This window comes from Elizabethkingia bruuniana, from assembly GCF_002024805.1.
Taxonomy (GTDB): domain Bacteria; phylum Bacteroidota; class Bacteroidia; order Flavobacteriales; family Weeksellaceae; genus Elizabethkingia; species Elizabethkingia bruuniana.
The window spans coordinates 38,504-62,706 of record NZ_CP014337.1; the positions used below are offsets into that span (position 1 = coordinate 38,504).

19 protein-coding genes and 1 rRNA gene are annotated in these 24,203 nt (G+C 35.8%); 9 read left to right on the forward strand and 11 right to left on the reverse strand.

Features of this window, described 5'->3' with window-relative positions; translation table 11 throughout:
- Nucleotides 1–79: 79 nt before the first annotated feature.
- The 3 genes from rrf (at nt 80) to AYC65_RS00210 (ending at nt 5,547) form a co-directional block, all read left to right on the forward strand.
- Nucleotides 80–187 (forward strand): 5S ribosomal RNA (rrf, locus tag AYC65_RS00200).
- Nucleotides 188–729: 542 nt separating this feature from the next.
- Nucleotides 730–3,633, forward strand: a complete 2,904-nt coding sequence (locus tag AYC65_RS00205; protein ID WP_034866661.1) for a SusC/RagA family TonB-linked outer membrane protein — start codon at nt 730–732, stop codon at nt 3,631–3,633.
- An 18-nt stretch (nt 3,634–3,651) separates the two neighbouring features.
- Complete coding sequence (locus AYC65_RS00210; protein WP_034866658.1) at nt 3,652–5,547, forward strand: SusD/RagB family nutrient-binding outer membrane lipoprotein; 1,896 nt, start codon at nt 3,652–3,654, stop codon at nt 5,545–5,547.
- A 79-nt stretch (nt 5,548–5,626) separates the two neighbouring features.
- Here the strand turns inward: AYC65_RS00210 and AYC65_RS00215 are convergent, their stop codons facing one another.
- Nucleotides 5,627–7,270, reverse strand: coding sequence for a SusD/RagB family nutrient-binding outer membrane lipoprotein (locus AYC65_RS00215; RefSeq protein ID WP_034866657.1), 1,644 nt, complete (start codon nt 7,268–7,270; stop codon nt 5,627–5,629).
- Nucleotides 7,271–7,296: 26 nt separating this feature from the next.
- Nucleotides 7,297–10,440: a SusC/RagA family TonB-linked outer membrane protein gene (locus tag AYC65_RS00220; RefSeq protein ID WP_034866655.1), complete on the reverse strand. Its 3,144-nt coding sequence runs from the start codon at nt 10,438–10,440 to the stop codon at nt 7,297–7,299.
- A gap of 261 nt (nt 10,441–10,701) precedes the next feature.
- On the opposite strand from AYC65_RS00220, the gene AYC65_RS00225 reads away from it, so the two are divergent.
- Nucleotides 10,702–11,268: a hypothetical protein gene (locus tag AYC65_RS00225; RefSeq protein WP_034866687.1), complete on the forward strand. Its 567-nt coding sequence runs from the start codon at nt 10,702–10,704 to the stop codon at nt 11,266–11,268.
- A gap of 64 nt (nt 11,269–11,332) precedes the next feature.
- Here the strand turns inward: AYC65_RS00225 and dcp are convergent, their stop codons facing one another.
- Nucleotides 11,333–13,492, reverse strand: coding sequence for a peptidyl-dipeptidase Dcp (gene dcp, locus AYC65_RS00230; protein WP_034866653.1), 2,160 nt, complete (start codon nt 13,490–13,492; stop codon nt 11,333–11,335).
- Between the two features lie 69 nt (nt 13,493–13,561).
- Here dcp and AYC65_RS00235 point away from each other — a divergent pair, with 69 nt between their 5' ends.
- Complete coding sequence (locus AYC65_RS00235; protein WP_034866651.1) at nt 13,562–14,362, forward strand: head GIN domain-containing protein; 801 nt, start codon at nt 13,562–13,564, stop codon at nt 14,360–14,362.
- On the opposite strand, the gene AYC65_RS00240 is transcribed toward AYC65_RS00235, so the two are convergent.
- The 5 genes from AYC65_RS00240 to AYC65_RS00260 form a co-directional block, all read right to left on the reverse strand.
- Nucleotides 14,359–16,194, reverse strand: coding sequence for a monovalent cation:proton antiporter-2 (CPA2) family protein (locus AYC65_RS00240; protein WP_034866649.1), 1,836 nt, complete (start codon nt 16,192–16,194; stop codon nt 14,359–14,361). The genes AYC65_RS00235 and AYC65_RS00240 overlap by 4 nt on opposite strands.
- On the reverse strand, nt 16,191–16,715 hold the full coding sequence (locus AYC65_RS00245; RefSeq protein ID WP_034866646.1) for an NAD(P)H-dependent oxidoreductase: 525 nt from the start codon (nt 16,713–16,715) through the stop codon (nt 16,191–16,193). The genes AYC65_RS00240 and AYC65_RS00245 overlap by 4 nt, the downstream gene beginning before the upstream one ends.
- A gap of 72 nt (nt 16,716–16,787) precedes the next feature.
- Entirely contained in the window at nt 16,788–17,591 is an 804-nt protein-coding gene (locus AYC65_RS00250; protein ID WP_034866643.1) for a TPM domain-containing protein, read from the reverse strand.
- Complete coding sequence (locus AYC65_RS00255; RefSeq protein WP_034866641.1) at nt 17,572–18,003, reverse strand: TPM domain-containing protein; 432 nt, start codon at nt 18,001–18,003, stop codon at nt 17,572–17,574. Before AYC65_RS00255 ends, AYC65_RS00250 begins: the two co-directional genes overlap by 20 nt.
- Nucleotides 18,004–18,005: 2 nt before the next feature.
- On the reverse strand, nt 18,006–18,617 hold the full coding sequence (locus AYC65_RS00260) for a LemA family protein (RefSeq protein WP_024568728.1): 612 nt from the start codon (nt 18,615–18,617) through the stop codon (nt 18,006–18,008).
- 80 nt (nt 18,618–18,697) lie between these two features.
- Here AYC65_RS00260 and AYC65_RS00265 point away from each other — a divergent pair, with 80 nt between their 5' ends.
- Nucleotides 18,698–19,222, forward strand: coding sequence for a dihydrofolate reductase (locus AYC65_RS00265; RefSeq protein WP_034866638.1), 525 nt, complete (start codon nt 18,698–18,700; stop codon nt 19,220–19,222).
- 44 nt (nt 19,223–19,266) lie between these two features.
- Nucleotides 19,267–19,833 (forward strand): hypothetical protein, encoded by a 567-nt coding sequence (locus AYC65_RS00270; RefSeq protein WP_034866636.1) that lies wholly within the window; start codon nt 19,267–19,269, stop codon nt 19,831–19,833.
- Nucleotides 19,834–19,877: 44 nt separating this feature from the next.
- Here AYC65_RS00270 and AYC65_RS00275 read toward each other — a convergent pair whose 3' ends face one another.
- From AYC65_RS00275 to AYC65_RS00285, 3 genes are read right to left on the reverse strand one after another with little or no spacing between them, the layout of a single operon-like run.
- The gene (locus AYC65_RS00275) at nt 19,878–20,510 is read right to left on the reverse strand and encodes a trimeric intracellular cation channel family protein (RefSeq protein ID WP_024568725.1); all 633 of its coding nucleotides are present in this window, start codon (nt 20,508–20,510) and stop codon (nt 19,878–19,880) included.
- 27 nt (nt 20,511–20,537) lie between these two features.
- Nucleotides 20,538–20,996: a pantetheine-phosphate adenylyltransferase gene (gene coaD, locus AYC65_RS00280; protein ID WP_009086358.1), complete on the reverse strand. Its 459-nt coding sequence runs from the start codon at nt 20,994–20,996 to the stop codon at nt 20,538–20,540.
- 4 nt (nt 20,997–21,000) lie between these two features.
- Nucleotides 21,001–21,984 carry a D-alanine--D-alanine ligase gene (locus tag AYC65_RS00285; RefSeq protein ID WP_034866635.1) on the reverse strand — a complete coding sequence of 328 codons (984 nt, stop codon included), beginning with the start codon at nt 21,982–21,984 and terminating at the stop codon, nt 21,001–21,003.
- A gap of 110 nt (nt 21,985–22,094) precedes the next feature.
- On the opposite strand from AYC65_RS00285, the gene AYC65_RS00290 reads away from it, so the two are divergent.
- A complete protein-coding gene (locus AYC65_RS00290) occupies nt 22,095–23,141 on the forward strand; it encodes a PASTA domain-containing protein (RefSeq protein WP_034866631.1) in 1,047 nt (348 codons plus the stop codon).
- Nucleotides 23,141–24,202 carry an RluA family pseudouridine synthase gene (locus AYC65_RS00295; protein ID WP_034866629.1) on the forward strand — a complete coding sequence of 354 codons (1,062 nt, stop codon included), beginning with the start codon at nt 23,141–23,143 and terminating at the stop codon, nt 24,200–24,202. Before AYC65_RS00290 ends, AYC65_RS00295 begins: the two co-directional genes overlap by 1 nt.
- Nucleotide 24,203: the final 1 nt, after the last annotated feature.

Below are 24,203 nucleotides of genomic sequence, written 5' to 3' on the forward strand. Positions count from 1 at the left end.
AGTTATTGGATAAGAGTTGTAGGTGTAAGACCGATAACCAGAAACCGATAACGAACAACCAAAAATATATAACAAACTTTAGGGTGGTTATAGCGGTGGGGCTCACCTGTTCCCATTCCGAACACAGAAGTTAAGCCCACCAGCGCCGATGGTACTGCTAACGCGGGAGAGTAGGTCGCCGCCAGTTTTTATTTTTGAAAAGCCTTTGCATATTCATGCAGAGGCTTTTTCGTTTTTAGGATATTACTATTCCTAACTTATCCCTAAACCAGCCCATACAACCAAGAGGTTATACTGGTTATGCAGGTTATAATAGTTATGGATGTGATAGAGTTATAATGGCTACAGAGGTTATAAGACTGGGGACAGAGTTATAATAGCTCTTAGACCTATAAACCTTACGAACTTATTGCTATTCATTCTTAACTCATAACTCATAGTTTATAAAACTATTAAGTTTATATAGTATATAGAAATACTATAATTTTTTAACTAATTTTAGCATTTTAATCTAATTCTAGCCATGCTTTTTGGTTAATCATTTCTTTAGTGATATCTAATTCTTAGATACGAAAAACTATGTATTTTGCAATTATTTGTGCATATAATTAATGTAAAATGACTTTTTTGTTGTAATGTTATAACCTTTCTTATTTTTAACTGAATTTTAAGTAATGTTAATTTTTTATTAACTTTTTTTTATATGTTTGTCTGATTTAAAATAACTGTATGAAAAAAGTTGTAATTAAACTTGGGCTATTACAAATGCCTTTGCTTCTAGCATCGGTAATGAGTTACGCACAAAAAAAAGATTCTATTAAAACTTCCAGTATTGATGAAGTTGTGGTTACAGCCTATGGTGTGAAAAAGGAAAAGAAAGCCTTAGGCTATTCATTCCAGGATGTTAAAGGCCAGGCTTTAGTGGATGCAAAGGAAGTTAACGTTACAAATGCTTTGGTAGGTAAAGTAGCAGGTCTTCAGATTATTAAAGGTAATAACGGGCCAGCTTCTTCTTCTAAAATTAACCTTAGAGGATTTAACTCCTTAAGAGGAGATAACCAGCCACTGATTGTTGTTGATGGGGTTCCGATGAGTAATGCTGCAGGGAATAAAAGTAGAAGTAATTCTCAGGATAAGAACAATGATATGTGGATTCCCGATATGGATATGGGGAATGGTTTAAGTGATATTAACCCGGAAGACATTGAGAGTATCTCTGTCTTAAAAGGCGGTGCTGCATCTGCATTATATGGCTCAAGAGCTGGTAACGGTGTGATCTTAATTACAACGAAAACAGGTAAGAAAAAAGGAGGAGTAGGAATTACTTATTCTACAAGTATGGGCTTTGAAAGTATGTTTATTAAGCCTGACTTGCAAAGCTCTTTCGGAAGAGGAACGGATGGTGGTGATTACCCTGCAGGAAGTCAGGATACCAGCAGCTGGGGAGCCCCTATAAAAGGCGAGGTATATGATAACCTTAATAACTTTTTTAAAGTTGGAAGTAATGTTCAACATAGTTTGACTTTCCAGGAAAATTTAGGGCCGGGAACAAATTTATATACTTCTGCGACATACCTTAATAGTAATAGCCAGATTCCAAATTCTAAATATGAAAGATGGAATTTCATGGCTAAAGTAAGTTCAGTCTTCGGTGAAAATAAAAGATGGACTTCGGATTTTAAGTTCCAATACATTAGTGCAAGAGCTAATAACAGACCTATAAGTGGTATGGCTGATGGTGGTAACCTATATCCTGATGTGCTTTTAATGCCAAGAAATATTGATATCAGAAGCTACAGAGATGGCCAAATGGAGAATGGTGTAAATTCCAGATGGATTACATCTAATGGTGTTAACCCTTATTGGTCAGCATACAACAGACTGAATGAAGATAAAAAAGACCGTTTCATAATGAGTGGTTATTTAAAATATCAGTTTAATGATTGGTTAAGTGCTGACGTAAGAGTAGGGACTGACTTCTATTCTCTAAACGCTGAATCAAAGACATGGGCAGGATCTAAGATGAATAACTCCTATAACGTAAGTCAGGAGAAATTCTATGAGAATAACTATATAGCAAGTTTAACTGCTAAGAAAGATAATATTGTTGGGAAATGGGGTGCCAGTTTATCCGTTTACGGACAAATGATGGAAACCAAAACAGATGCTATCTATCTTTCTGCTCCTAAATTAGCAATGCCAAACTACTTTGATATTAATAATGCTGAGGGGAATCCATCAATTAATCCTGTCAAATTAAATAAAAAAATTAACTCTGTATTTGCTGCAGCTGAAATTAACTACGATGGTTACTGGTTTATCAATGCAACAGCTAGAAATGACTGGTCATCGACACTTACTGTTGAAAACAGATCTTACTTTTATCCATCTATCAGTACATCATTAGTAGTAACAGATATGATTAATAAGTTGGGTGGAGGCAAATCAAAGATCCTTTCATTCGCAAAAGTAAGAGCTTCATATGCTGTTACAGGTAATTCTTTGGAAGCTTATGAACTATATAATACCTATGTTGTAGGTAGAGATCCATATGGTAATGTTATTACAAGTAGAAAGAAAACATTATATGATCCTAATCTGAAAAATGAATTATTAAAAACATTTGAAGTAGGTGCAGATATTAAGCTTTTTAATAGAGTTTCAATTGACTTTAGTTACTATAATACAAGATCAGAAAATCAGCTGATTAATTTACCTATGAATCCTTTATCAGGATACGACTCCAGAAAAATTAATGCAGGAGAGATTCAAAATAAAGGTTTTGAGATTATGGTAAATTCTGACATTATTAACAATGGAAGTTTCGCCTGGAATCTAAATGCTAATTATTCACAAAACAAGAATACTGTTAATGCATTGTATGAGGATCTGACGATGTATAAGCTGGGAGGATTTGACAATGTATTGATTAATGCTCAGGTTGGTGCAAGATATGGTGCTATCTTTGGATCTAAGTTTAAGAGAGTAAATGATCCTAATAGTCAATATAATGGTAAAATGATTTTAGATGGAAACGGACTACCATTGGCAGAAGAAGGAATGTTTTATTTAGGAGATCAAACGCCAAGAGCTTTGGTTGGACTAACCAACAGTTTCTCATATAAAAACTTTGGATTGTCATTCCAGATAGATGGTAGATTTGGTGGGAAATTCTTCTCTGGAACTCAGGCTGCATTACAAAGATCTGGATTAGCTGAAATTACAGCTCCGGGAGGCAAAAGAGATAATTTTGTTGTAGATGGTGTTGTAGCAGATGGTAGTGGTTATAAAACAAATACTACAGAAACTACGCAACAGAGATATTGGAATGCTGTAGGTTCTCTTAGTTCTCCTAATTTTGGTGTTACAGAACAGAATATTTATGATGCGACCAATGTACGTCTGAGAAATGTACAGGTTTCGTATAATTTTCCAAAATCTATGTTTGAAAATTCTGTAATTAAGAGCGCAAAAGTTTCCGTTTCTGCAAACAATGTATGGATGATTTATAGCAAAGCAAAAGGGGTAGATCCAGAATCTGTTTTTGCATTAAGCTCTAATGCAGTTGGTTTTGAAAACTTTGCATTGCCTACAAGTAGATCTTACTTCTTTAACCTAACACTAGGCTTCTAATTCTTTATTACAATAAAAATGAAAAAATATATATTACCCTCAATCATTGCATCAGCATTGTTTTTAACAAACTGTAGTGATTTTGATAAAATTAATGTAGATCCTTATTCTCCGGATGCAAATCAGGTACAGCCTGAATTCTTTCTTCATAATTCAATTTTGGGAGCACAACAAGACCCGAATATTGCCGAAAGAGCTTTTGTACTTATATGGAAAACAGCAGCAAGACAACACTTTACTACAGGTATTGCCGGAGGTACAGATAATGATGATTGGTCATCTGAATACTGGAGATATGTTTCAGAATGGTTGAATAATGCTAATACTGCGATCCAGGTTGGAAATGAAAAAGCAGCAAAGGGTATTGCGGCACCATATAATGACAATTTGATTCAGGTAGCAAGAATATGGAGAGCTTATTTGATGAGTGAAATGTCTGATATTTATGGAGCAGTACCTATTGAAGCATTCCAGTCAAAAAATCCTGAGTTTAATTCGCAAAAGGATGCCTATTATTTTATGTTGGCTGAATTAAAAGATGCTGCTGCAAAAATTGATGCAAATAAGCCTAAACCGGACGAGAAATTTGATTTGGCATATAAATATGACTGGAATAAATGGATCAGATATGCAAATTCCATGAGAATGAGATTGGCAATGCGTATGTCTGAAGTAGATCCGGCAAAGGCAAAATCAGAATTTGAAGCGGCTGTTGCTACCAATATGTATATTAGTAGTAGTGATCAGAATTTTAAAGTCGCTGAAAATAACGGTTGGAATCCTTTAGCTGGTGTAATGTCCAGAGAATGGAATTCTCAGTTATTGTCTGCTACACTTAATAATATGTATGTTGGATTAGGAGGTATAAAATCTGCGGACCAGTTGGGGGCGGATAAACAAAACGCTATTAAAGATGAAGATTATATTGGTGTAAAATATGATCAGCAGTTCTCATCTAAAACCAACGACCCTTCAGCTGGTTATTGGATGGATGGTTTACCAAATAAAATAGATCCAAGAGCTTATAAAACATTCTTTATTCCGGGAGATTTTAATAGTCCTAACTATTCTTTATATCCTACTTATACCAATGACGCAAAAACTAATTTTGGAGAATTAACATTTGCTGATGGAACCAAGAAAACAATTAGTACAGTAAATACTTGGAATGCATTTGCAATTGGAGACTGGGGAGTAAAAGGACAAAGAAATGGTCTTAGAGGTTTAGTAGGAAGATCTCCTGGTCTAGGTAGTCAGTATAGAAAAAGCGCTAATTCAAGAATTTTCTTTGCAAGTTGGGAGTCTTATTTCTTAATCGCAGAGGCAGCATTAAAAGGCTGGGCAACACCAATGTCAGACGAGGCAGCATATAATAAGGGTATTCAGGATAGCTTTACTTATAATGAGGTTTCAGGATTCTATGGACAATATATAGCTTCTACAGAGTACAACAGAGATGGTACTTCAGTTAGCTATAGCCATACTACGGAACCAGGAGCTACTCATACGATGAAGTATATGGATCCGAATACCAATACATTGGTATCGGTGAATGTTAATTATCCGGTAAATACGATTTATAAAAACGGAGCATTTAAGAATGATAAACTAACCAAAATTATCACTCAGAAGTATCTGGCTAATATGCCTTGGTTACCGCTTGAATCATGGAATGATCAGAGAAGATTGGGATTACCTTTCTTTGAAAATCCTGCGATTGAGAACCCATTACCAAACTTACCAGCTTTAAATTCAGGAAACTATATGACTAATCAGGTTAATTTCTTCCCTCAGCGATTGAAATACCCGAGTGCATTTAGAAATTCTGACCCTAAAGGATATACACATGCAACATCTCTTTTAGGTGGTACTGATAATGTATTCACCCCTATGTGGTGGGCTAAAAAACAGTAATTTTATATTACTAATAAATAAAAAACGACCTGATAACAGGTCGTTTTTTTATTTGTCTAAGTTTATATTGCGGGGCTATTTATTTCTTATCCCACCAGATGCGTCCTTGAATATCACTTTCACTAGCTCCAAAATCAGGATCCTGTTTCATTTGATCAAGAGCTGATTGTTGATTTTGGAAGTTTAGGTTATCTCTTGATGGAGTAGGAAGCACAATTCTTCTAGGCATAGTTAATGGGATACCACCATCACGAGAAAGGGTTTCTAGTTTAAGTGCTGTAGAAGTATTTGGTAATCCTGTTCTTTTAATAAGCGCCCAAACCTCATTAGGTTGCTTGAAGTAATTTAAATATTCCTGAATAATAATCTGTTCAAGAGCTTTTGATGCATCAAATTTTATTTGGGAAGCATTGATATAAGCTGTAATTTCTGAATCGGTAGTTGGAACATATTTATCCACTGCGGCCTCTTTAGCAATGTTATTATATGTCTGAATGGATGCTTTAATTCCTTGTTCATACAATGACTGAGCATTACCAGTAATAATACCTCTTTGCACTAATTCAGCTTTCAATAAAGAAAAATCTGCATAGGTTAGAATAGGAAATATAGCATTTCCTGTACCTATTTTGTATTCTGGCTGCCAAATTCTGTATTGTAGCTTTGATATTGTATCATAATTTACACCGTCTAATAATCTTCTTGCGGAAGTGTAATAACGACTCTTATTAACACTAACCATATCTGGGCTGGTAGGTCCTCCTACATATCTTTGCGACTCAGTAGCAGCCTTCATTTTACCGGCAGCAACAAGTTTATTAATATTTTCTTGAGAATAATCATTTTGTTGAAAGAATATTGGTCTTCTTGGGTCACTATTAGCATTCATGAAGTCGACCATAGGCTTTGGAGCTGACATGCCTTCGGGATTAAAATTACCATGTTCCGTAAATCTTTTAGAACGCAGAGAAAAATCCTCATCTGTACTATTAATCTGTTCTCGCGATAATACCTGAGAAGCAATAGTTGTAAGTTTTGCAGGATTTCTTTTCATTAACCTTGAGGCAATTTTTAACCTTAATGAATTGGCAACCTTTTTCCACTTTGTTATATTACCATCAAAAAACAGATCTTTATTTCCAGGTTTTACTTGTATGGATTGATCAGCTCCTTCTATGGCAGTGTAGACATCGTTTAGTTGCTTATCGAAAATATCATATAATTGTTCCTGGGTTTCATATTTGGGAGTTAAGGTACCTCCATAACGGGCCTGAAATGCTTCTGTATATGCCATACTTCCATTTACATCTGTCACATACCAAGCATAATAAACTTTTAGAATGGTAGCAATACTTTTAATGTTAACATATTTAGCTTGTTGGGCTGCTGGCATTAATTCTATTTGGTGAAGAATATCTGTTAATAATCCTCCATGATCCCCATAAAATACATCCCTTCTTTGATTCATGTTTGAGCCATCATCCATAAACTCAGAAACATTACCAGTGACAGGAACCAAAGTTTGAGTCCATGGCATAATTCTGCGATAAAAGTCATAATAATATTCATAACTGGCATCGTATCCTTTTTTAATGGCCAATGGTAAGAGCTCCTCAGGAGTAGCGGTTACTTTGTCCAATGGATTTGTATTTATTTCAGCATAATCACTTGTACAAGAATTGAATAAATAAAGTGATATCGCTAATATTAATATTTTTTTCATTTTTGAAATTTTAAGTTAAATAGTTTTTAGAAAGAAAAATCTAAATTAAATCCTATGTATCTTGACATTGGAGAACCTCCATATTCTGCAAAGTTTCCTGCTTTGTTAGAATATCTTCCTTCAGGGTTAATACCATCCGGAAGTTTATTATAGATGTAAGCCAGGTTTCTTCCTATAATTGAAGCATTTAATGTATTCAATCCAAGAGGTCTGATCATATCAGGTTTGAATGAATAGGTTAGTCTTACTTCACGTAGTGCTACCCAAGTATTCTCGAAAATAGCATTCTCACGAATTCCGTTCCCCCAAGATGCTAAGTTTCTATAGTATAAATCTGTTCGAACAGGATCTACCCATCCTTTTTCATATACTTCTTTATAAGTCATTCCACTCACATCTCTTGTAGTTCCCGTCTTATCGTTAATTTTGGTATCTTGGCCATACACTCCGTCCGGAATCATTCCATACTGAGTAATACCATTAGCATCTGTATACTTTATTCCACCTCTGGCCTCATCTCTGTATTGTAAGGTAGATGGTAAATTACCAAACTGAACACCATAATTATAAGTTGCAGAAAGGATGTCCCCTCCAACTCTGGCATCAATCAATACACTTAAAGATAAATTTTTGTATCTGAAACTATTTCTAAAACTTGTTAAGAAATCCGGAGTTAGATTACCTACAGTGACATAGCCTTGGTTTTGATAAGAATTTGAGCGTAGATAGTACCCCGAAGGTTTTAAAACTTTCATCCCATTTCTTGGATCATCGATTTTATTACCTTTCGCATCTAAAGCTTGGTATCTGGCATAAGCGTAATTTGTTTGTATTTGCCCATATTGTTGCCCCGGGATAGCTACACTTTTTACATCTCTACCCATTCCCCAATCTAATACATATTCATTTACCCCAGGATATAAATCAATAAGTTTATCTTTATTTTTAGAGAATGTAAGAGTTGTATCCCATCTAAAGTTATTAGATTTAATAGGAACAGCATTTACGATAACTTCAATACCTTGGTTTTGTAAATTTCCGGCATTAATTTGCTGTGAGCTTACACCTGATTCCTGAGGTAAGGATAAGGTTAGTAATTGATTTGTAGTATTGGTTTTATAAAAGGATACATCAAAGTCTAATCTGTTATTTAAAAATGCCATATTCAATCCAAGTTCGATTGATCTCGTTAATTCATTTTTTAGATTAGCATTAGCAAGCGCATTACTATTGAATCCCACTAATGGAATACGGGGGCCGTTTGGAGAGTTATATGCTGATGGGTCTGGTCTATAATAGAAGCCTGAACTGGTATTATACGGTGATGTATCTCTACCTACCCAGGATAAACTACCTCTTAAACTACCAAAACTAATCCATTCAGGTAACTTAAATGAATTGGAGAAGCTCCAGTTTCCTACAAATGATGGATAGAAATAGCTGATTTTCCCATGCCCATCAGGATAAGCTAGTGTCGATGACCAGTCATTACGCCCTGTGATATCTACAAAAAGTTGATTTTTCCAGGCAAAGTTAGCAAATGCATAAATAGATTGAATTCTTTTCGGAGACTGCTCACCATCAGTATAAGAAACTTCATTACCAGCAGGATCTACAGAATTTTGAATTAAGAACAATCTAGGAGTATTTAGACCTCCATTTGTCCATTGTCTTGTGGATTTGTATCTGGATCTAAAATCTTCACCCCCTAATGAAGCATTTAATGTCAGATTTTCGGTAAGCTTAAAGTTACCATTGAATAAAAACTTAACATTATATTGTTCTTTTGTACCTTCTAAAATGCTATACCCTCCACCAGCAAATCCTGGATTGTCTCCCAATATTTTGGACTCATTAACGAAGTTGTAATTATTGAAGTTACCACTAACAGTTAAGTTTAGCCAATCTGTTAATTGTGATTTTAATTCTAACCGACCAATGTAGTTGTTTTCTTTTTGAGTTCTTGTATTTTGAAAGAGATTGAAATATTTGCTTGCCATATCGTAAGGGTCAGCTCCATCCCTTTTTATTCCTCCATTTACCGGATCCAAATAATTATCTCTCCAATAAGCAGCATCAAAACTACGAGGAACTCCATATATATAACTAAATAATGGACTTTCATTACCGCCTTGTGGAACAGGGTTCTGACCAAAAGATCTGTTGTAGTTCAAACTGGCATCTACTTGTAAATATTTGCTAAATTCATGAGTAGCACGTAGATAATAAGCATTTCTGGTGAATTTGTTACGTGGTAGAATACCATCCGCCTCTTGATTAGTATAACTTAGAAGGAATGTTGATTTATCATTTCCACCTGAAAGTTCTACTGAGTTTTTTCGATCAAATCCTACCTGATAGATGTTTTTATAATTATCTGGTTGAGGATTCCATATAACTGTTCGCCCATCAACATCTCTTACAGGTTGGCCATCATATTTAGGTCCATAACTGTAAAAAAAAGTATTTGGATCAATAAAACGTTGCCCATTGCTATCGGTTTGGAATGCAGAGCCTACACCTGCTCCGTATTCATTTTGAAATTTTGGTCCGGCATAAACATGCTGAGTTGTTAAGGAAGAATTAATCTTAACACCAATACCATTTCTACCTTTTCCTTTTTTAGTAGTAATAACAATTACTCCGTTAGCAGCACGAGATCCATAAAGAGCAGAAGCTGCTGCACCTCTCAATACAGAAACCGATTCAAAAACATCGGAGTTCAGATTTTTCATTTCGTTTCCAAAATCATAACCAGATCCCCATTCATCAGCTCCTGTAACGCTATTGTCGATAATAACACCATCAACTACTACTAATGGCTGATTATTCTTTCCTAATGAAGTATTTCCACGTATTTGAATTCTGGCACTAGACTGTGGCCCTCCTGCGCCGGCAATAATCTCTACACCAGGTAACTTACCCTGAAGTGCTTCCATTGGGTTAACTACACCAGCTTGTGTAATGTCTTTACTATCCACTTTCGTGATAGCATAACCTAATTTTCTTTGTTCTCTTTTGATCCCGAGAGCTGTTACAACAACTTCCTGAATCTCCTTCGTTTTAGATGAGTCTTTCTTTGCTTTCTGAGCTTCTACATGGCCAGTAGTTCCCAGCAAAAAACAAAAAACACCTATTGAAAAAGGAATTTTCACATTTAATTGTTTCATGGTTTTATAATTAACATTTAATTAACAGCACAATATTAATGAAAAAAACAATAATTATTTCATTTATTTAAAAATTAGCTAATTTATATAGTTAATTAATTTGTATTTACAGATGTTGTTAGATTTATTTAATGTATTTATTAATCTAGTATTATTTTTTCAATTAACATTTATTTAATAGTGATAATAAAAAGAGATGATTTTAATGTAAAAAATGGCATGCAACTTGTTTATTCACATCCAATTCTAAACATATTAAATATGAAAACTTATATCTCGGCTCTACTTTTAGCAGGAGCAACTTTAACGGCTGTTTCTTGCGACAGGAATAATGATACGCAAGTTGTAAACGATCAGGATACAATTGCTTTGGTAACTGAGACAACTGTTTCTTTTTCTAAAGGGAATGGATATCAGGTATCTGTACCATTTCAAAAAAATATCCCAACAGGGGATAATGTATTTATTTACAGATTGGAAAGTGTTTCAAACGGGCAAAATGTTTGGCAGTTAATTCCAAGAACATATTATGCATTTAGTGCAGATGGAACAACCAGCAGACAAATTGATTTTGATTTTAATTTTCAATTAAGTGGAGTAACGTTCTTTGCCGGAGGTACTTTTAATAAAGATAATCCGGAAAGTTATGTAGCTCCTGTTTTACAGAATCAGAGATTCAGAGCTGTTATTGTACCAGGTAATATGTCTGCATCTGCACAAGCAAGTACTAAAGGAAATGTTGGGACTTCACCTGTGAACTATCAAGATTATAATGCAGTAGTTAAATACTATAATATTAAAGAATCAGATATCCAGATTTTGAAATAGAAATCTGTGATAAAGGATAAAGAAAAGAATAAAAAGGCTCCCAATTTGGAAGCCTTTTCTTATTTTATTTTAATCCTCTGCCTTCTAGTAAAGGATCTATAGTTGGTGCTTTTTCATTAAACTCCTTAAAAGTTTTATTAAGATCAACACTATTACCTACGGAAAGAATATATTTACGGAAACGGTCGCCATTTTCACGGGTTAATCCGCCATGTTTTTCAATCCAGTCATATGCATTGAAATCTAACATCTCCGACCACATATAAGCATAGTAACCTGATGCATATCCATTACTCCAGATGTGTAAAAAGTATGGAGAGTGATATCTCGTAGGAACTTCATTAACTAGCAAACCGTATTTCTTTAAAGCTTCAGTTTCAAAATCATTTGCAGGCTTCAATTGGCTTTCAGATGTAACGCTATGCCAAGCCATATCTAATGTTGCAGCTGCTAATAATTCAGTTACAGCATAACCTTCATTAAAGGTTTTAGATTTTTTTAGTTTATCTACTAATTCCTGTGGAATAGGTTGTTTAGTCTGATAATGAACTGCATAATTTTTTAATACTGATGGTTCCAAAGCCCAGTGTTCATTAATTTGAGAAGGAAATTCTACAAAGTCACGAGGTACATTGGTCCCGGATAATGTTGTATATTTCTGATCAGCAAACATACCATGGATACTGTGTCCAAACTCGTGAAACATAGTTGTTACATCATCATAGCTGATAAGCGACGATTTTCCGGGAGCAGGTTTCTGGTAATTGAATACATTAACAATAACCGGCTTTTGTCCTAATACATGAGACTGTTCCACAAAATTACTCATCCATGCTCCTCCGTTTTTGTTATCGCGTGCATAGAAATCCAAATAATAGATCGCAATAGATTTTCCGTCTCTGTCGAATACTTCATAAGCTACAACATCCGGATGATATACAGGAAGATCTTTTCTTTCTTTAAATTTTAATCCGTAAAGTTTTTCTGCTGCATAGAAAACTCCTTTTTCTAATACAGTGGTTACCTCAAAATATGGTTTGATCTGATTTTCGTCCAAGTCATATTTTGCTTTTCTTACCTGCTCAGCATAGAAATTCCAGTCCCAAGGTTCTAGTTTAAATCCTCCGTTTTGTTTATCAATCAGTTGTTGTATTTCCGAAGCTTCTTCTTTTGCTTTTTTTACAGCAGGAGCTGCTAATTTTGCTAACAGATCCATTGCAGCTTCCGGCGTTTTAGCCATCTGATCCTGTAATGCCCACTCTGAGAAACTTTTTTTGCCTAATAATTGTGCTTTTTTAAGTCTCAAGGCTGCAATTTTTTCTAATGTAGCTCTCGTATCATTTTCATCACCTTTTTCTGCTCTTGTCCAGGCCGCTTTAAACAATTTTTCTCTTGTTGCTCTGTTTTTCAGATTTTGTAATAAGGGTTGCTGAGTCGTGTTTTGTAATGCTAAAAGATATTTTCCGTCCTGACCTGCATTTTTAGCATCCTGAGCTGCTGCTGCAATTTCATCCTGGGAAAGACCATCCAGTTCTTTAACATCGGATACAATAAGAGCACCTGCTTTTCTTGCTGCTAAAAGCTTATTGTTAAAAGCAGAAGAAAGTGTTGCTAGTTGTCCGTTGATTTGTTTTAGTTCTTGTTTTTTAGCATCAGAAAGATTAGCCCCGGCAATTTCAAATTTTTGTTCATATACTTCTACCAAACGTAGGCTTTCCGGATCCAGATTCAGACTGTTACGCTGATCATATACTTTTTTTACTCTGTTATAAAGCTTTGTGTTCAAGTAAATTTTATCGGCGTGTGCTGCAAATATCGGAGCGTACTCTTCATCTAATTTTTGTAGAGTAGAGTTAGTGTTGGCACTATTAAGATTAGAGAAAACTAATATAGCTCTTGCGTAATCACGTCCACTGGTTTCTAAAGCCAGTATTGTATTTTTAAAAGTTGGAGCTTCACTGTTATTAGCAATAGCATCAATTTCTTTTAATTGTTCCTTAATGCCATAATCGAATGCCGGCTTGAAATTTTCGTCCTTAATTTTATCAAATTCAGGCGCCTGATATTGTAAAGTACTCTTACGAAGCAAAGGATTCTGAGACGAAACAGAATTGTTAGTAACTTTGGATGTATTATGGCTTTGATTCATTATTTTTTGTTGTTTAGATTGTCCTGTAGCAAATAATCCCAAAGAAATTAATGCTAAAGATGTAACTTTTCTCATAGTTCGGTTGTCTAATTATATATGTAGCGAAAGTTACGTATTTTTTAAGTTAACCTAAATCTGTATGATATGAAAAAATTAAGTATTCTGGCAATTGCCTTAGTTGTGTTCCAATCCTGTATTAAAGTGAAATCGGGGGAGGGAGCGGTAATAAGTTTTACTGATGTAAAAGGGACAGGTCCTGTTACAGATAAAACCTATTCCGGAGATTTTAATTCTATAGAAGTAAGCTCCGGACTGGATGCTGAAGTTATAAAATCGGGAACAGAGAAAGTAATTGTTTCTGCACCGTCAGATCTTCAGGATTTGATATTAGTAGAAAATAATGGTGGAGATTTGCATATACATTACAAAAGTGGGTTCAGAATTAATTTGTCTACCAAAAATGTAAAAGTTAAGATTTTTGCTAAAGATTTTAGCAGTATCAAAGCCAATTCTTCTGCAGATGTTATTGTTAAAGATAAATTTACTCAGGATAAAATGAGTATCTCTACAACCAGTAGCGGTAGTCTGGAAGGAAATTTTGAAGCGAATAGCATGGATATTAAATCTAATAGCAGCGGTTCTTACAAAGGGACTATCTGGGCTGTAAATGCTACACTAGGAGCGTCTTCCTCTGGTGATATTCTTGTAAAAGGGAAAGTAAAAGATTTTAGTGCAAGTGCATCTTCTTCTGCAACAATTAATGCAAAAGATGTTCAGGCAGAGAAAGCTCGTGTGGAAGCATCCAGTTCTGGCGATGTTTTGGTATCAGTGACTAAAGAAGCTAATGCCAGTGCCTCTTCCAGTGGAGATGTAGTTATCTATAGAAACGGTAATCCTTCCATTACTAAAAATGAAAGCAGCAGTGGAAGTGTAACAATCCGCTAACTTTCTATATCTACCCAGTGCTGGTCATCGAAAGATATATTATCATCTTTCAGTAATTCTGCTTCACGTTCCAAGGCTTCCTTGATGGTGAAGGTCGGGGATTCTTTTAATCTTTCTTTGGCCAGACGGCGTGTAGATAATTTGTCAATAATTTCGAAACGGTGCCCTATTCTACGAGCTGCATATCGACGCATGCCTGCGGCCTGAAGAATATCTACACCCATATTTACAGCTGTTCCTAATGTTTCGCGGTAAATATTCTCAACACCCTTGTTCAAAAAGTCGTAATTGTCAAGTCTATTTCTCGCGCGGACAAATATTTTAAGGTGTGGAAATTGCTTTCTCGCAATCTGGATAATTGTATAATTGTCTTCAGGGCTGTCAAGACATAAAACTAATATTTTAGCTTTTTCAGCACCGGCAACTCTTAGCAGTTCTGTTCGGGTCGCATCACCGTAAAAAACCTTCAGCCCGTTATCTCTTAGCATGCTTACTCTGTCCGAGTCATGATCCAGAATAGTAGCTTGAAACCCGTTAACTTTTAAAAGACGGCCTACAGTACTTCCAAAGTGGCCATATCCTACGATGATAATATTATTTTCACCGAACATTCCATCATTTTTATGGGGATCATCACTCACTTTTACATTAAAATAAGGATCTATAAGCTTTTCATTAATTAATAGTAGAATCGGTGTAATACACATGGTGATGGCAACTACAGCCATTAACTGAGAATTGAGCTCCTCATTAATCAGATAAAGTTTGGTGGCGAAACTGAGGAGTACAAGTGCAAATTCTCCTACCTGAGACAGACCGAGAGACATTAACAGATTCTGCTCCATGCTCATTTTAAAGACCTTTCCGATAAAAAAGAGTACTGCAAACTTTACAATTAATATAATAGCAACAACAGAAAAGATGAACAATGGATCATCTTTAATAACATTGAAGTTAATAGTGGATCCTACGCTGACAAAGAATACAGCGAGTAAAAGTCCCCGAAATGGATTTATGTTACTTTCCAGTTCGTGTCTGAACTCGGAATTGGCAAGCATAACACCTGCTAAGAATGCTCCTAATGCAGGAGAAAGGCCAATTAAGGTCATTAGATGTGAAACACCAACGACCAAAAATAGAGAAGTAGCGGTGAGGAGCTCATTCATTCCTGAAGAAGAAACATAACGGAGGAAAGGAACAAAAATATAACGACCCAATATAATAAGGATCCCTACGCCAATGAGTACAGAAAAGGGTTTCATCCAGTTGGGAAGCATGTTGATAAGTAACGCGGAATGATTCACCTGATCCATATCCGGATTAGCGATCCAGGGAAGAAAGGCTAAAATCGGAATAACTGCGATGTCCTGTAATAAAAGAATTGAAAAAGAAGCTTCGCCTGCGGCAGTATTAAATAAGTTTTTCTCCTTTAGTGTCTGTAGAACAATAGCGGTGGAAGATAAAGCAAAACACAATGCCATTGTAATAGCTATTTTATAATACCATCCGGTCCAGAAGAATATGAGAAATAAAAATGCTGTTGTTGCCAGCATCTGCATGCCTCCCAATCCGAGTATGGTCCGGCGCATAGACCAGAATTTTTTAGGCTCCAGTTCCAAACCTACAATAAACAGAAGCATAACGACACCAAATTCGGTGGCATGCATTACATCGTCCGCATTCCCCGTAAGTTTAAGCACAAAGGGACCAATAATAATACCTCCTAATATATAGCCAATGACTGAACTAAATCCCAATTTTCTTACAAGAGGAACCATGATAATAGCTGCTCCTAAAAATATAAGTGTATTGGTGAATATTTGTTCGCTCACGTGTTTAATGCCAATTTTCTGATGTTTTTACATTGATGATCCAATTCATGATCTGAAAGCTGATCCGAATTATAAATTATAATAATATCCTCTACAGAGACATGATTAATCTTTAGACTTTGGGTAAGTGTTTTGATGTAATCTTCAGCTGGATTTCCATATATCCCGTCATGTGTATAGGCATTCTGTGAGCCTCCTGTAGTCAACACAATATAGGCTTTTTTTCCTTTTACAGGACTTGTGTCCGGACCAGATAACCATTTCATATCAAAGACTTCATCTATCCATAATTTCAGTAAAGGAGGCATGCCGAACCAGATCATCGGGAAATGGAATATAATGGTATCATATACCATCAATCTTTTTCTTTCTTTAAATGCAGCAATATTGAAGTCAGGATATTCCTCATAAAGATCCCGGAAAGTAACATTCTCAATGTTCTGATATGCTTCAATAAGCCTGATATTGGCTTTAGAATATTCAAAATAAGGATGAGCAAATATTACCAGCGTTTTGTCCAATGTTGTACATTTCTGGTAAATTTACTGAAAATCAGCTAGAAAAGCAATGAGAATTCAGCGGGAATTATAGTATTACCAGCCACCGCTGGCTCCGCCACCACCAAAAGAACCACCGCCGCCAAATCCACCGAATCCGCCGCCACCGGAAGAACCCCCACCAAATGAGCCTCCGCCACCGCCGAATCCGCCAGGGAAGAATATGCCACCAGGGAATATACTGCGACCTCTGCGGGATAGTGTAACATCGTCGTCGTCATATCTTCCGCCACCACCTTTACCGCCTTGGTTCATGACGATAATAACAATGATAATGATGAAAATAAGAATAAGGAAAGAAGAAGAATTACCTCTTTTTTCTTCCGGAGCTTTTTTCTGGGGTTTAAATTTCCCCTGAACAGCTTCCATAATAGCGGAAGTTCCTCTGTCTATACCATTATACCATTGTCCTTGTTTGAAAGAAGGTGTAACAAGATAATCCAGTATTTGTTTGGCTGTAGATGCTGTAATATATTGCTCTACGGCACGTCCTTGCTGTATGGACATTGTGCGGTCTTCCGTAGCAATAAGAAAGACAACACCATTATTAACTCCTTTTTGTCCAATTTTCCAATTTTCGCCATAGCGTGCAGCCAGATAGTTTACATCTTCGCCACTGGTGTTGGGCAGAATAATTACTTCTATTTCTGTGGAAGTAGAATCAGCAAACTTGATAAGTTTATTGTTCAGCGCATCTTTTTCCTGCTGGGTAAGCAGTCCTACTTTGTCATATACAGGATAAAGAATATCCGGCTTTGGCAGAATATTCTGAGCCGAAAGCAAGCTGTAGAAACCTATAAAAATATAGGTGAAGAATAACTTAAGAGAAGCTGATCTCATTAGGGAGTTCGTTTTTGTTTTCCTGATCTGCAGGAAAATGTTTTTTCAATTCTGTTCCTGTTTTTAAGAGAGCATCTCTTAGCCCCTGGAAGTAGAGCTTTTGTGCAAATTTTTTGGTGATTTCATCATGAAGTTGATCCCAGAAGTGTTGCTGTACTTTTTCATGAATTCCTTTATCTCCAATAATTGTCAGATATTTTTGTTCAAAACTAATATAGAAAAGTACGGCATTGCGATGTTGCGTTTTTTGCATCTCCAGTTTATGAAATGCATCAATAGCTTCTTTTGCCAGATCCTTTTCGGAATGGGTATCAATATGGACACGTATTTCTCCTGAAGAATATTCTTCCGCTTTCTGAATGGCTTCCACAAGGGAAGCCATTTCTGTATTAGTTAAGAAGTCAGTTGTCATAATTATTCTCCTTTAAAAACATCCGGAGCTTTGCTGGCACCAGCATCAGCCTTAAAGTATGGCTTTTCTTTAAAGTTGGTAAAGTTAGCCACTACATTTGTTGGGAACTGATTTCTGTATGTATTGTATTCTTTAGCAGCATCGTTATAGTTAACAGTTTCCATTCTGATACTATTTTCTATAGCAGTGTATTCTGCCTGGAAGTTAATGTACTGCTGATCTGCTTTCAGGTTAGGATAAGATTCTACAACAGCCATTAAACGACTTAATGCTCCACTTAATTCTCCCTGAGCGGCCTGAAATTTTGCAATGTCAGCTTCTGTCATGTTAGTAGGATCTATTGTAACAGATGTTGCTTTAGAACGAGCCTCTACAACTTTTGTTAATGTTTCCTGTTCGAATTTGGAATAAGACTTTACTGTTCTTTCCAAATTTGGGATAAGGTTTGCTCGTTTTTGGTAAACCGTTTCGATATTAGACCATTTGCTCTGTACATTTTGGTCTTTGGTTACCAGTGAGTTGTATTTTCCTACACCCCAGAAACCGATAATCGCTACAATAACTATAAGTACAATGAGGATAACCCCAGCACTCATACATCCTTTATTTTTCATAGTCTATCTTTTTAATGTTTAAAATTTGTTTCAATCAAAAATACAATTTTTGTGCTAAATTTGTAAAACAAACCTCAATAATGATAACAATAGTAGTTGCAGTAGGAAAAAATAACGAAATCGGGAAAGGAAACCAGCTGTTATGGCACCTTCCGAAAGATTTGAAACACTTCAAAGAAATTACAAACGGACATCCTGTCATAATGGGACGTAAAACCTATGACTCTATAGGAAAAGCTCTGCCTAACCGTACCAATATTGTTGTTACGAGAAAAACTGACTGGTTTGAAGAAGGTATTCTTATCGTAAATACATTGAAAGAAGCATTGAAACATGCTAAAAAGATTGACGAAAAAGTATTTGTAATTGGCGGTGGTGATATCTACAAGCAATGTATGGAAGTTGCAGATAGTATCGAGCTAACGCGAGTGGACGGAACATTTGATGCAGATGTGTTCTTCCCGGAAATTAATGAAAAACAATGGCGAATTGTTCAGGAGGAATGTATTGAAAAAGATGATAAAAATGCATTTGATTTCTGTTTTCAGACTTTCGAAAGAATAAAAAAAGAAGAGAAAGGAACACAGGTAAACGCATCTGAATAAATTTACTGTTTAAAATTCTTATCTTTGCACTTCAAAATTTAAAGATGAATAAGTATATAAAATTTCTTATTGCTGGCTTATTAATTGCTGCCGGAATTTATCTGATGTTTAATAGGAACATAGGGTGGGGAGTAGTAGTTGTTATTTTATCTGCAATACCAATTCTATTATTTTTTAAAAATGAATACATTCTGTTGGCATTCTGGCAATTAAGAAAACAAAACTTTGCCAAAGCAGCACAATGGCTTTCAAATATTAAAAACTATCAGTCTCAGCTTCATAAAAGTCAGTATGGCTATTTTCATTATTTAACCGGGCTAACCACAGCGCAGGATAATCCGGCGAAATTAGAGCCTTATATGAAAAAAGCACTGGAATATGGATTAAATATGAAGCATGACCGTGCACTGGCAACTCTTAATCTTGCCGCTGCTGCAATGCAAAAAGGCAGAAAGCAGGAAGCTAAAATCCTAATGGATGAAGCAAAGAGATTAGATACTTCAGATATGATGGGGGATCAGATTAAGATGATGAGAGAGCAATTGAAGATGCCGAATATGCAAAAACACATGCATAACCCGCATATGCGCCAAAGAGGAAAATACTTCTAAAAATATAAAGCCACTGAAAAGTGGCTTTTTTTATTGATTTAATTTTACATTTCAGAATTTTCTTTTCCGACATAAAACTTGGGCATTTCCCAATGATATTTTACTGCCAGAGTTCGTATGGCTACAATTAGCAAAATGGTCAGAACCTGTACAAACGAATAGGTAAGAGTTGTGAATTTTGCCAGTAATAGAAATACTGAACCTCCTATAATACACGCTGTTGCATAAATTTCTTTACGGAAGATTAATGGAATTTTATTCAGAAGAATATCCCGGATAATACCACCGAAGCACCCTGTAATTGTACCTAAAACGATGCATATCATGGGATGAAGGTTCGCATTGAGGCCTTTCTGAAGTCCTATAATAGTGAAAAGACCTAGTCCAAAAGAGTCGAAAATAAAGAGTGTCACCTGAAAATTCTTTTCAATAGATTTAAAAATCATTGAAAAAATAGCGGTAATGAATATTACAGAACACATAGTAAGATCGTGCATCCAGAAAACAGGAACGTCTAACAATAGATCCCGAACTGTACCACCTCCTACAGATGTAATAAATGCAATAATAACGACGCCAAAAGGATCGAACCTCCTTTGCATTGCAGCAAAAGATCCTGACATGGCAAAGGAAATTGTCCCGAGAATTTCGATAACGAAATTGAGTTGTTCATGCATATATTACCTATTACTCATTTTTTATTTCTAAACTCTTACAGCATTAGGAACTAATAGCTCATATTCTCCGCCGTGGGTAATAATCTCGCGGACAATACTACTGCTGATGAATGATTTTCCAGAAGAAGTCAGCAAAAATACTGTTTCCAGTTTTTTATGAGCCAACGTTCTGTTGGTATGAGCAATTGCTTTTTCAAACTCAAAATCAGCAGGATTTCTTAATCCGCGGATAATATACTGAGCATTTTTCTCAAAACAATAATCAACAGTTAGCCCTTCGAAGAAATCAACTTCTACATTTGGGAATTCAGCAACAGAATTCTGAATAAATTCCATCCTTTTTTCAGGAGAGAACATATACTTCTTCTGTGAATTCTGGCCAATGGCAATAATCAGTTTGTCGAAAAGAGGTGCTGCTCTTTCAATAATATCGTAATGACCTAATGTTATCGGATCAAAAGATCCCGGAAATACGGCTATTTTCATGATTTTATTTTTTTTCGAAGGCTTTTTCTACTTCATTTCCACATAAATCTTTAATGGAAATACCATATATTTTTGCCTGTTGAGGTAAGATGCTGGCTGGCGAGAATCCTGGATTTGTATTCATTTCCAACATGTATGGTGTACCATCCATAATGATAAATTCACTTCTGGAGAAACCACTCATTCCTAATGAATCATAAGCTCTCTTGGAAATTTCTTCTACTTTTAATCTGGTAGTGTCATCTAGTCTTGCGGGTGTAATTTCTTCTGAAGCACCGTTGTACTTTGCTTCGTAATCGAAAAATTCGTTCTTCGGAACAATCTCGGTAATTCCCAAAACAATTGTTTCTCCTTTATAATCTAATACACCAACCGAAACTTCTGTTCCGTTAAGAAAACTTTCTATTAAGATTTCATCATCTTCTTTAAATGCGATTTCAATAGCACTCTGAAGTTCTGAAGCCTCTTTTACTTTTGAAATTCCCAATGATGATCCTGATTGGTTAGGCTTTACAAAAAGAGGTAAGCTTAATGTACCGATGATTTCGTCATGATTAATACTTTCTCCCTTTCGGATGTAAATACTTTTTGCAGAAGGGATTCCGTATTTTGACAATACAGCAAGTGTATCTTTTTTGTTAAAGGTTAGTGCACTTTGATAAAAGTTGCATCCTGTATACTTTTGTCCAACCGCATCCCAGTATGCCTGTAATATTCCATTTTCTCCCGGAGTACCGTGGATAATGTTGAAGCATACATCAAATTTTAGCTGCTCTCCGTTTAAGTCAACAGAAAAGTCACCTTTATTGATCGGGAATTTTTCGTTATTATCAGTAATTAAAAACCATCCGTCTTTCAGGATGTGAACTTTATAGACATTGTACAGGTCTCTGTCTAGTTCATCAAAAATAAGCTGTCCGCTTTTCAGGGATACTACATATTCGTCGGAATAGCCGCCCATTACTACGGCCACATTTCTTTTTGCCATTCGATTAAATAAAAAGGTATGTATTAGGGCAAATTTAGCTAAAAAAATATTGCGATAAAGTTTAGCTGAATAATTTATATATTTGCGTTACTATTTTTAAGAATTGCCTTATGCTAAAATCACTTTTCAATTGGAAAGTATTACTTAATATCCTTTTAGCCATCGTTGTTTTCGTTGGTTTAGTCTGGTTAACTTTTCGCTGGTTAGATTTTCACACCAATCACGGAAAAGAAATTGAAGTGCCTAATGTTATCAATATGTCAGCACAAAAGGCCATTGAGGTATTGGATAATGCAGGGGTGGCTTATCAGTTAGACAGCCTTAAATTCGATCCTAAATTTAAACCATCTCAGGTATTAAAAGTAGATCCGCTGCCAGGTTCACGTGTGAAAGACGGAAGACCAATTAAAGTATATATAAATCCTAAAACCTGGGCTAAAGTTGTTATCCCGGAGGTTATAGACACATATAAATACAGAGCTTTTGATAAACTTACTCTTGTAGGGTTAAAAGTTGGAGACACTTTATATGAACCAAGTATTGCTAAAGATGCTGTAATCCGTTTAATGTACAATGGGGCACAGGTAAAACCAGGTGATTTTGTACCTCGTTTCTCTGTTATTGATGTAGTAGTTGGCCAGGGACCTAAAAGAAATGTACCTGTACCTAATATTGTAGGAAGAACATTACAGGAAGCTAAAGAAATTATTAAGCAGAATTATTTTGAGAGTGGTTTGTTCTATGATGAATATGACCAGTCTGTGTCCGATCCGTCAATGATTGTATTCTATCAGAACCCTGCTGCCGGAAGTATTTCCGATCAGGGAGTACAGGTAGACTTGTGGGCGAGTAAGAAAACACCGGCAGAAATGCATGCTAAGATTAGTGAACTGGATAATATTTATCGTCATAATCTTATTCCACAAGTAGATCCGGGAGATACTAATTTCGATGATTTTGATACTCCACCGCCACCACGTCCCGTAAAACCAAAACCTGTGGAAAAACCAAAAACGGATGCGCCTAAGACAGTAGTGCCTGAGAAAAAGGAAACGACAGATAAAAAACCGGTTACAAAAACAGAGCAGAAACCTAAGTCTGAAGAACATAAACCTGCTGATAAACCAAAAGAAAAGAAAAAGGTAATTATTGAATAATGACAGAAGAAGAAAATGAAGACCTTTTTGATGATGTTAATGATATAGAGATATCAGATGAAACCGGAGGTCTTTACGAGCATCTTAATTTAGTTGTCGATAAAAAGCAGGAACCCCTGCGTATAGATAAATATCTGCTGTTATTCAGACAGAATTCTACAAGAAATAAAATTTCGCAAACATGTCGTGCTGGTAATGTTGTGGTTAACGGTAAGCCTGTTAAACAAAACTACAGAGTAAAACCAGGTGATGAAATAAGCGTTCTACTGGCGCATCCGCCAAGAGAGAATGTTATTATTCCTGAAAATATTCCGGTTAATATTATTTATGAGGATGATGATCTTGTTGTAGTAGACAAGGAGCCAGGAATGGTAGTGCATCCAGGATTTGGAAACTGGAGCGGAACTCTTGTCAATGCATTGGCATACCATTTTGAACAAAACGGAGATAAATCGGACCTGGATCGTGTAGGTCTTGTCCACCGTATAGATAAAGATACTTCTGGGTTATTGGTAATTGCTAAGAATGAATATGCATTAAGCTTTCTTGCAAAACAATTTTTCGACAGAACGACAAAACGTTTGTATTGGGCTTTTGTATGGGGTAATGTAGATGAGGATGAAGGGACCATCAGAGGGCATATCGGAAGGCATCTTAAAAACCGTATGCAAATGGCCGTGTATGAAGATGGCAGTCATGGAAAACATGCTGTAACGCATTACAAGGTATTGGAACGCTTCCGTTATATGACCTGGGTACAGTGTAAGCTGGAAACCGGAAGAACGCATCAGATCAGAGCACATTTTAAGCATATAGGACATACTTTGTTTAATGACGAACGTTATGAAGGACATACCATACTGAGAGGAATAAACCTTCCAAAATATAAACAGTTTGTTCAGAATATTTTTGATGTTTTACCACGTCATGCTTTACATGCTCATACCTTAGGATTTATACATCCGACGACTAAAAAAGAAATGTTCTTTGAAAGTCCTATGCCGGAAGATATGAGTACAGCAGTTGAAAAGTGGCGAAATTATCTGTCCAACAACGGATAAT

What these genes read in the sequence shown, in the direction of transcription:
- AYC65_RS00295 (WP_034866629.1), top strand. Translation starts at nt 23,141, where the DNA reads ATGACAGAAGAAGAAAATGAAGACCTTTTTGATGATGTTAATGATATA.
- AYC65_RS00250 (WP_034866643.1), bottom strand. Translation starts at nt 17,591, where the DNA reads ATGAGATCAGCTTCTCTTAAGTTATTCTTCACCTATATTTTTATAGGT.
- AYC65_RS00265 (WP_034866638.1), top strand. Translation starts at nt 18,698, where the DNA reads ATGATAACAATAGTAGTTGCAGTAGGAAAAAATAACGAAATCGGGAAA.
- AYC65_RS00225 (WP_034866687.1), top strand. Translation starts at nt 10,702, where the DNA reads ATGAAAACTTATATCTCGGCTCTACTTTTAGCAGGAGCAACTTTAACG.
- AYC65_RS00260 (WP_024568728.1), bottom strand. Translation starts at nt 18,617, where the DNA reads ATGAAAAATAAAGGATGTATGAGTGCTGGGGTTATCCTCATTGTACTT.
- AYC65_RS00210 (WP_034866658.1), top strand. Translation starts at nt 3,652, where the DNA reads ATGAAAAAATATATATTACCCTCAATCATTGCATCAGCATTGTTTTTA.
- dcp (WP_034866653.1), bottom strand. Translation starts at nt 13,492, where the DNA reads ATGAGAAAAGTTACATCTTTAGCATTAATTTCTTTGGGATTATTTGCT.
- AYC65_RS00285 (WP_034866635.1), bottom strand. Translation starts at nt 21,984, where the DNA reads ATGGCAAAAAGAAATGTGGCCGTAGTAATGGGCGGCTATTCCGACGAA.
- AYC65_RS00235 (WP_034866651.1), top strand. Translation starts at nt 13,562, where the DNA reads ATGAAAAAATTAAGTATTCTGGCAATTGCCTTAGTTGTGTTCCAATCC.
- AYC65_RS00275 (WP_024568725.1), bottom strand. Translation starts at nt 20,510, where the DNA reads ATGCATGAACAACTCAATTTCGTTATCGAAATTCTCGGGACAATTTCC.
- AYC65_RS00205 (WP_034866661.1), top strand. Translation starts at nt 730, where the DNA reads ATGAAAAAAGTTGTAATTAAACTTGGGCTATTACAAATGCCTTTGCTT.
- AYC65_RS00255 (WP_034866641.1), bottom strand. Translation starts at nt 18,003, where the DNA reads ATGACAACTGACTTCTTAACTAATACAGAAATGGCTTCCCTTGTGGAA.
- AYC65_RS00270 (WP_034866636.1), top strand. Translation starts at nt 19,267, where the DNA reads ATGAATAAGTATATAAAATTTCTTATTGCTGGCTTATTAATTGCTGCC.
- AYC65_RS00290 (WP_034866631.1), top strand. Translation starts at nt 22,095, where the DNA reads ATGCTAAAATCACTTTTCAATTGGAAAGTATTACTTAATATCCTTTTA.
- AYC65_RS00220 (WP_034866655.1), bottom strand. Translation starts at nt 10,440, where the DNA reads ATGAAACAATTAAATGTGAAAATTCCTTTTTCAATAGGTGTTTTTTGT.
- coaD (WP_009086358.1), bottom strand. Translation starts at nt 20,996, where the DNA reads ATGAAAATAGCCGTATTTCCGGGATCTTTTGATCCGATAACATTAGGT.
- AYC65_RS00215 (WP_034866657.1), bottom strand. Translation starts at nt 7,270, where the DNA reads ATGAAAAAAATATTAATATTAGCGATATCACTTTATTTATTCAATTCT.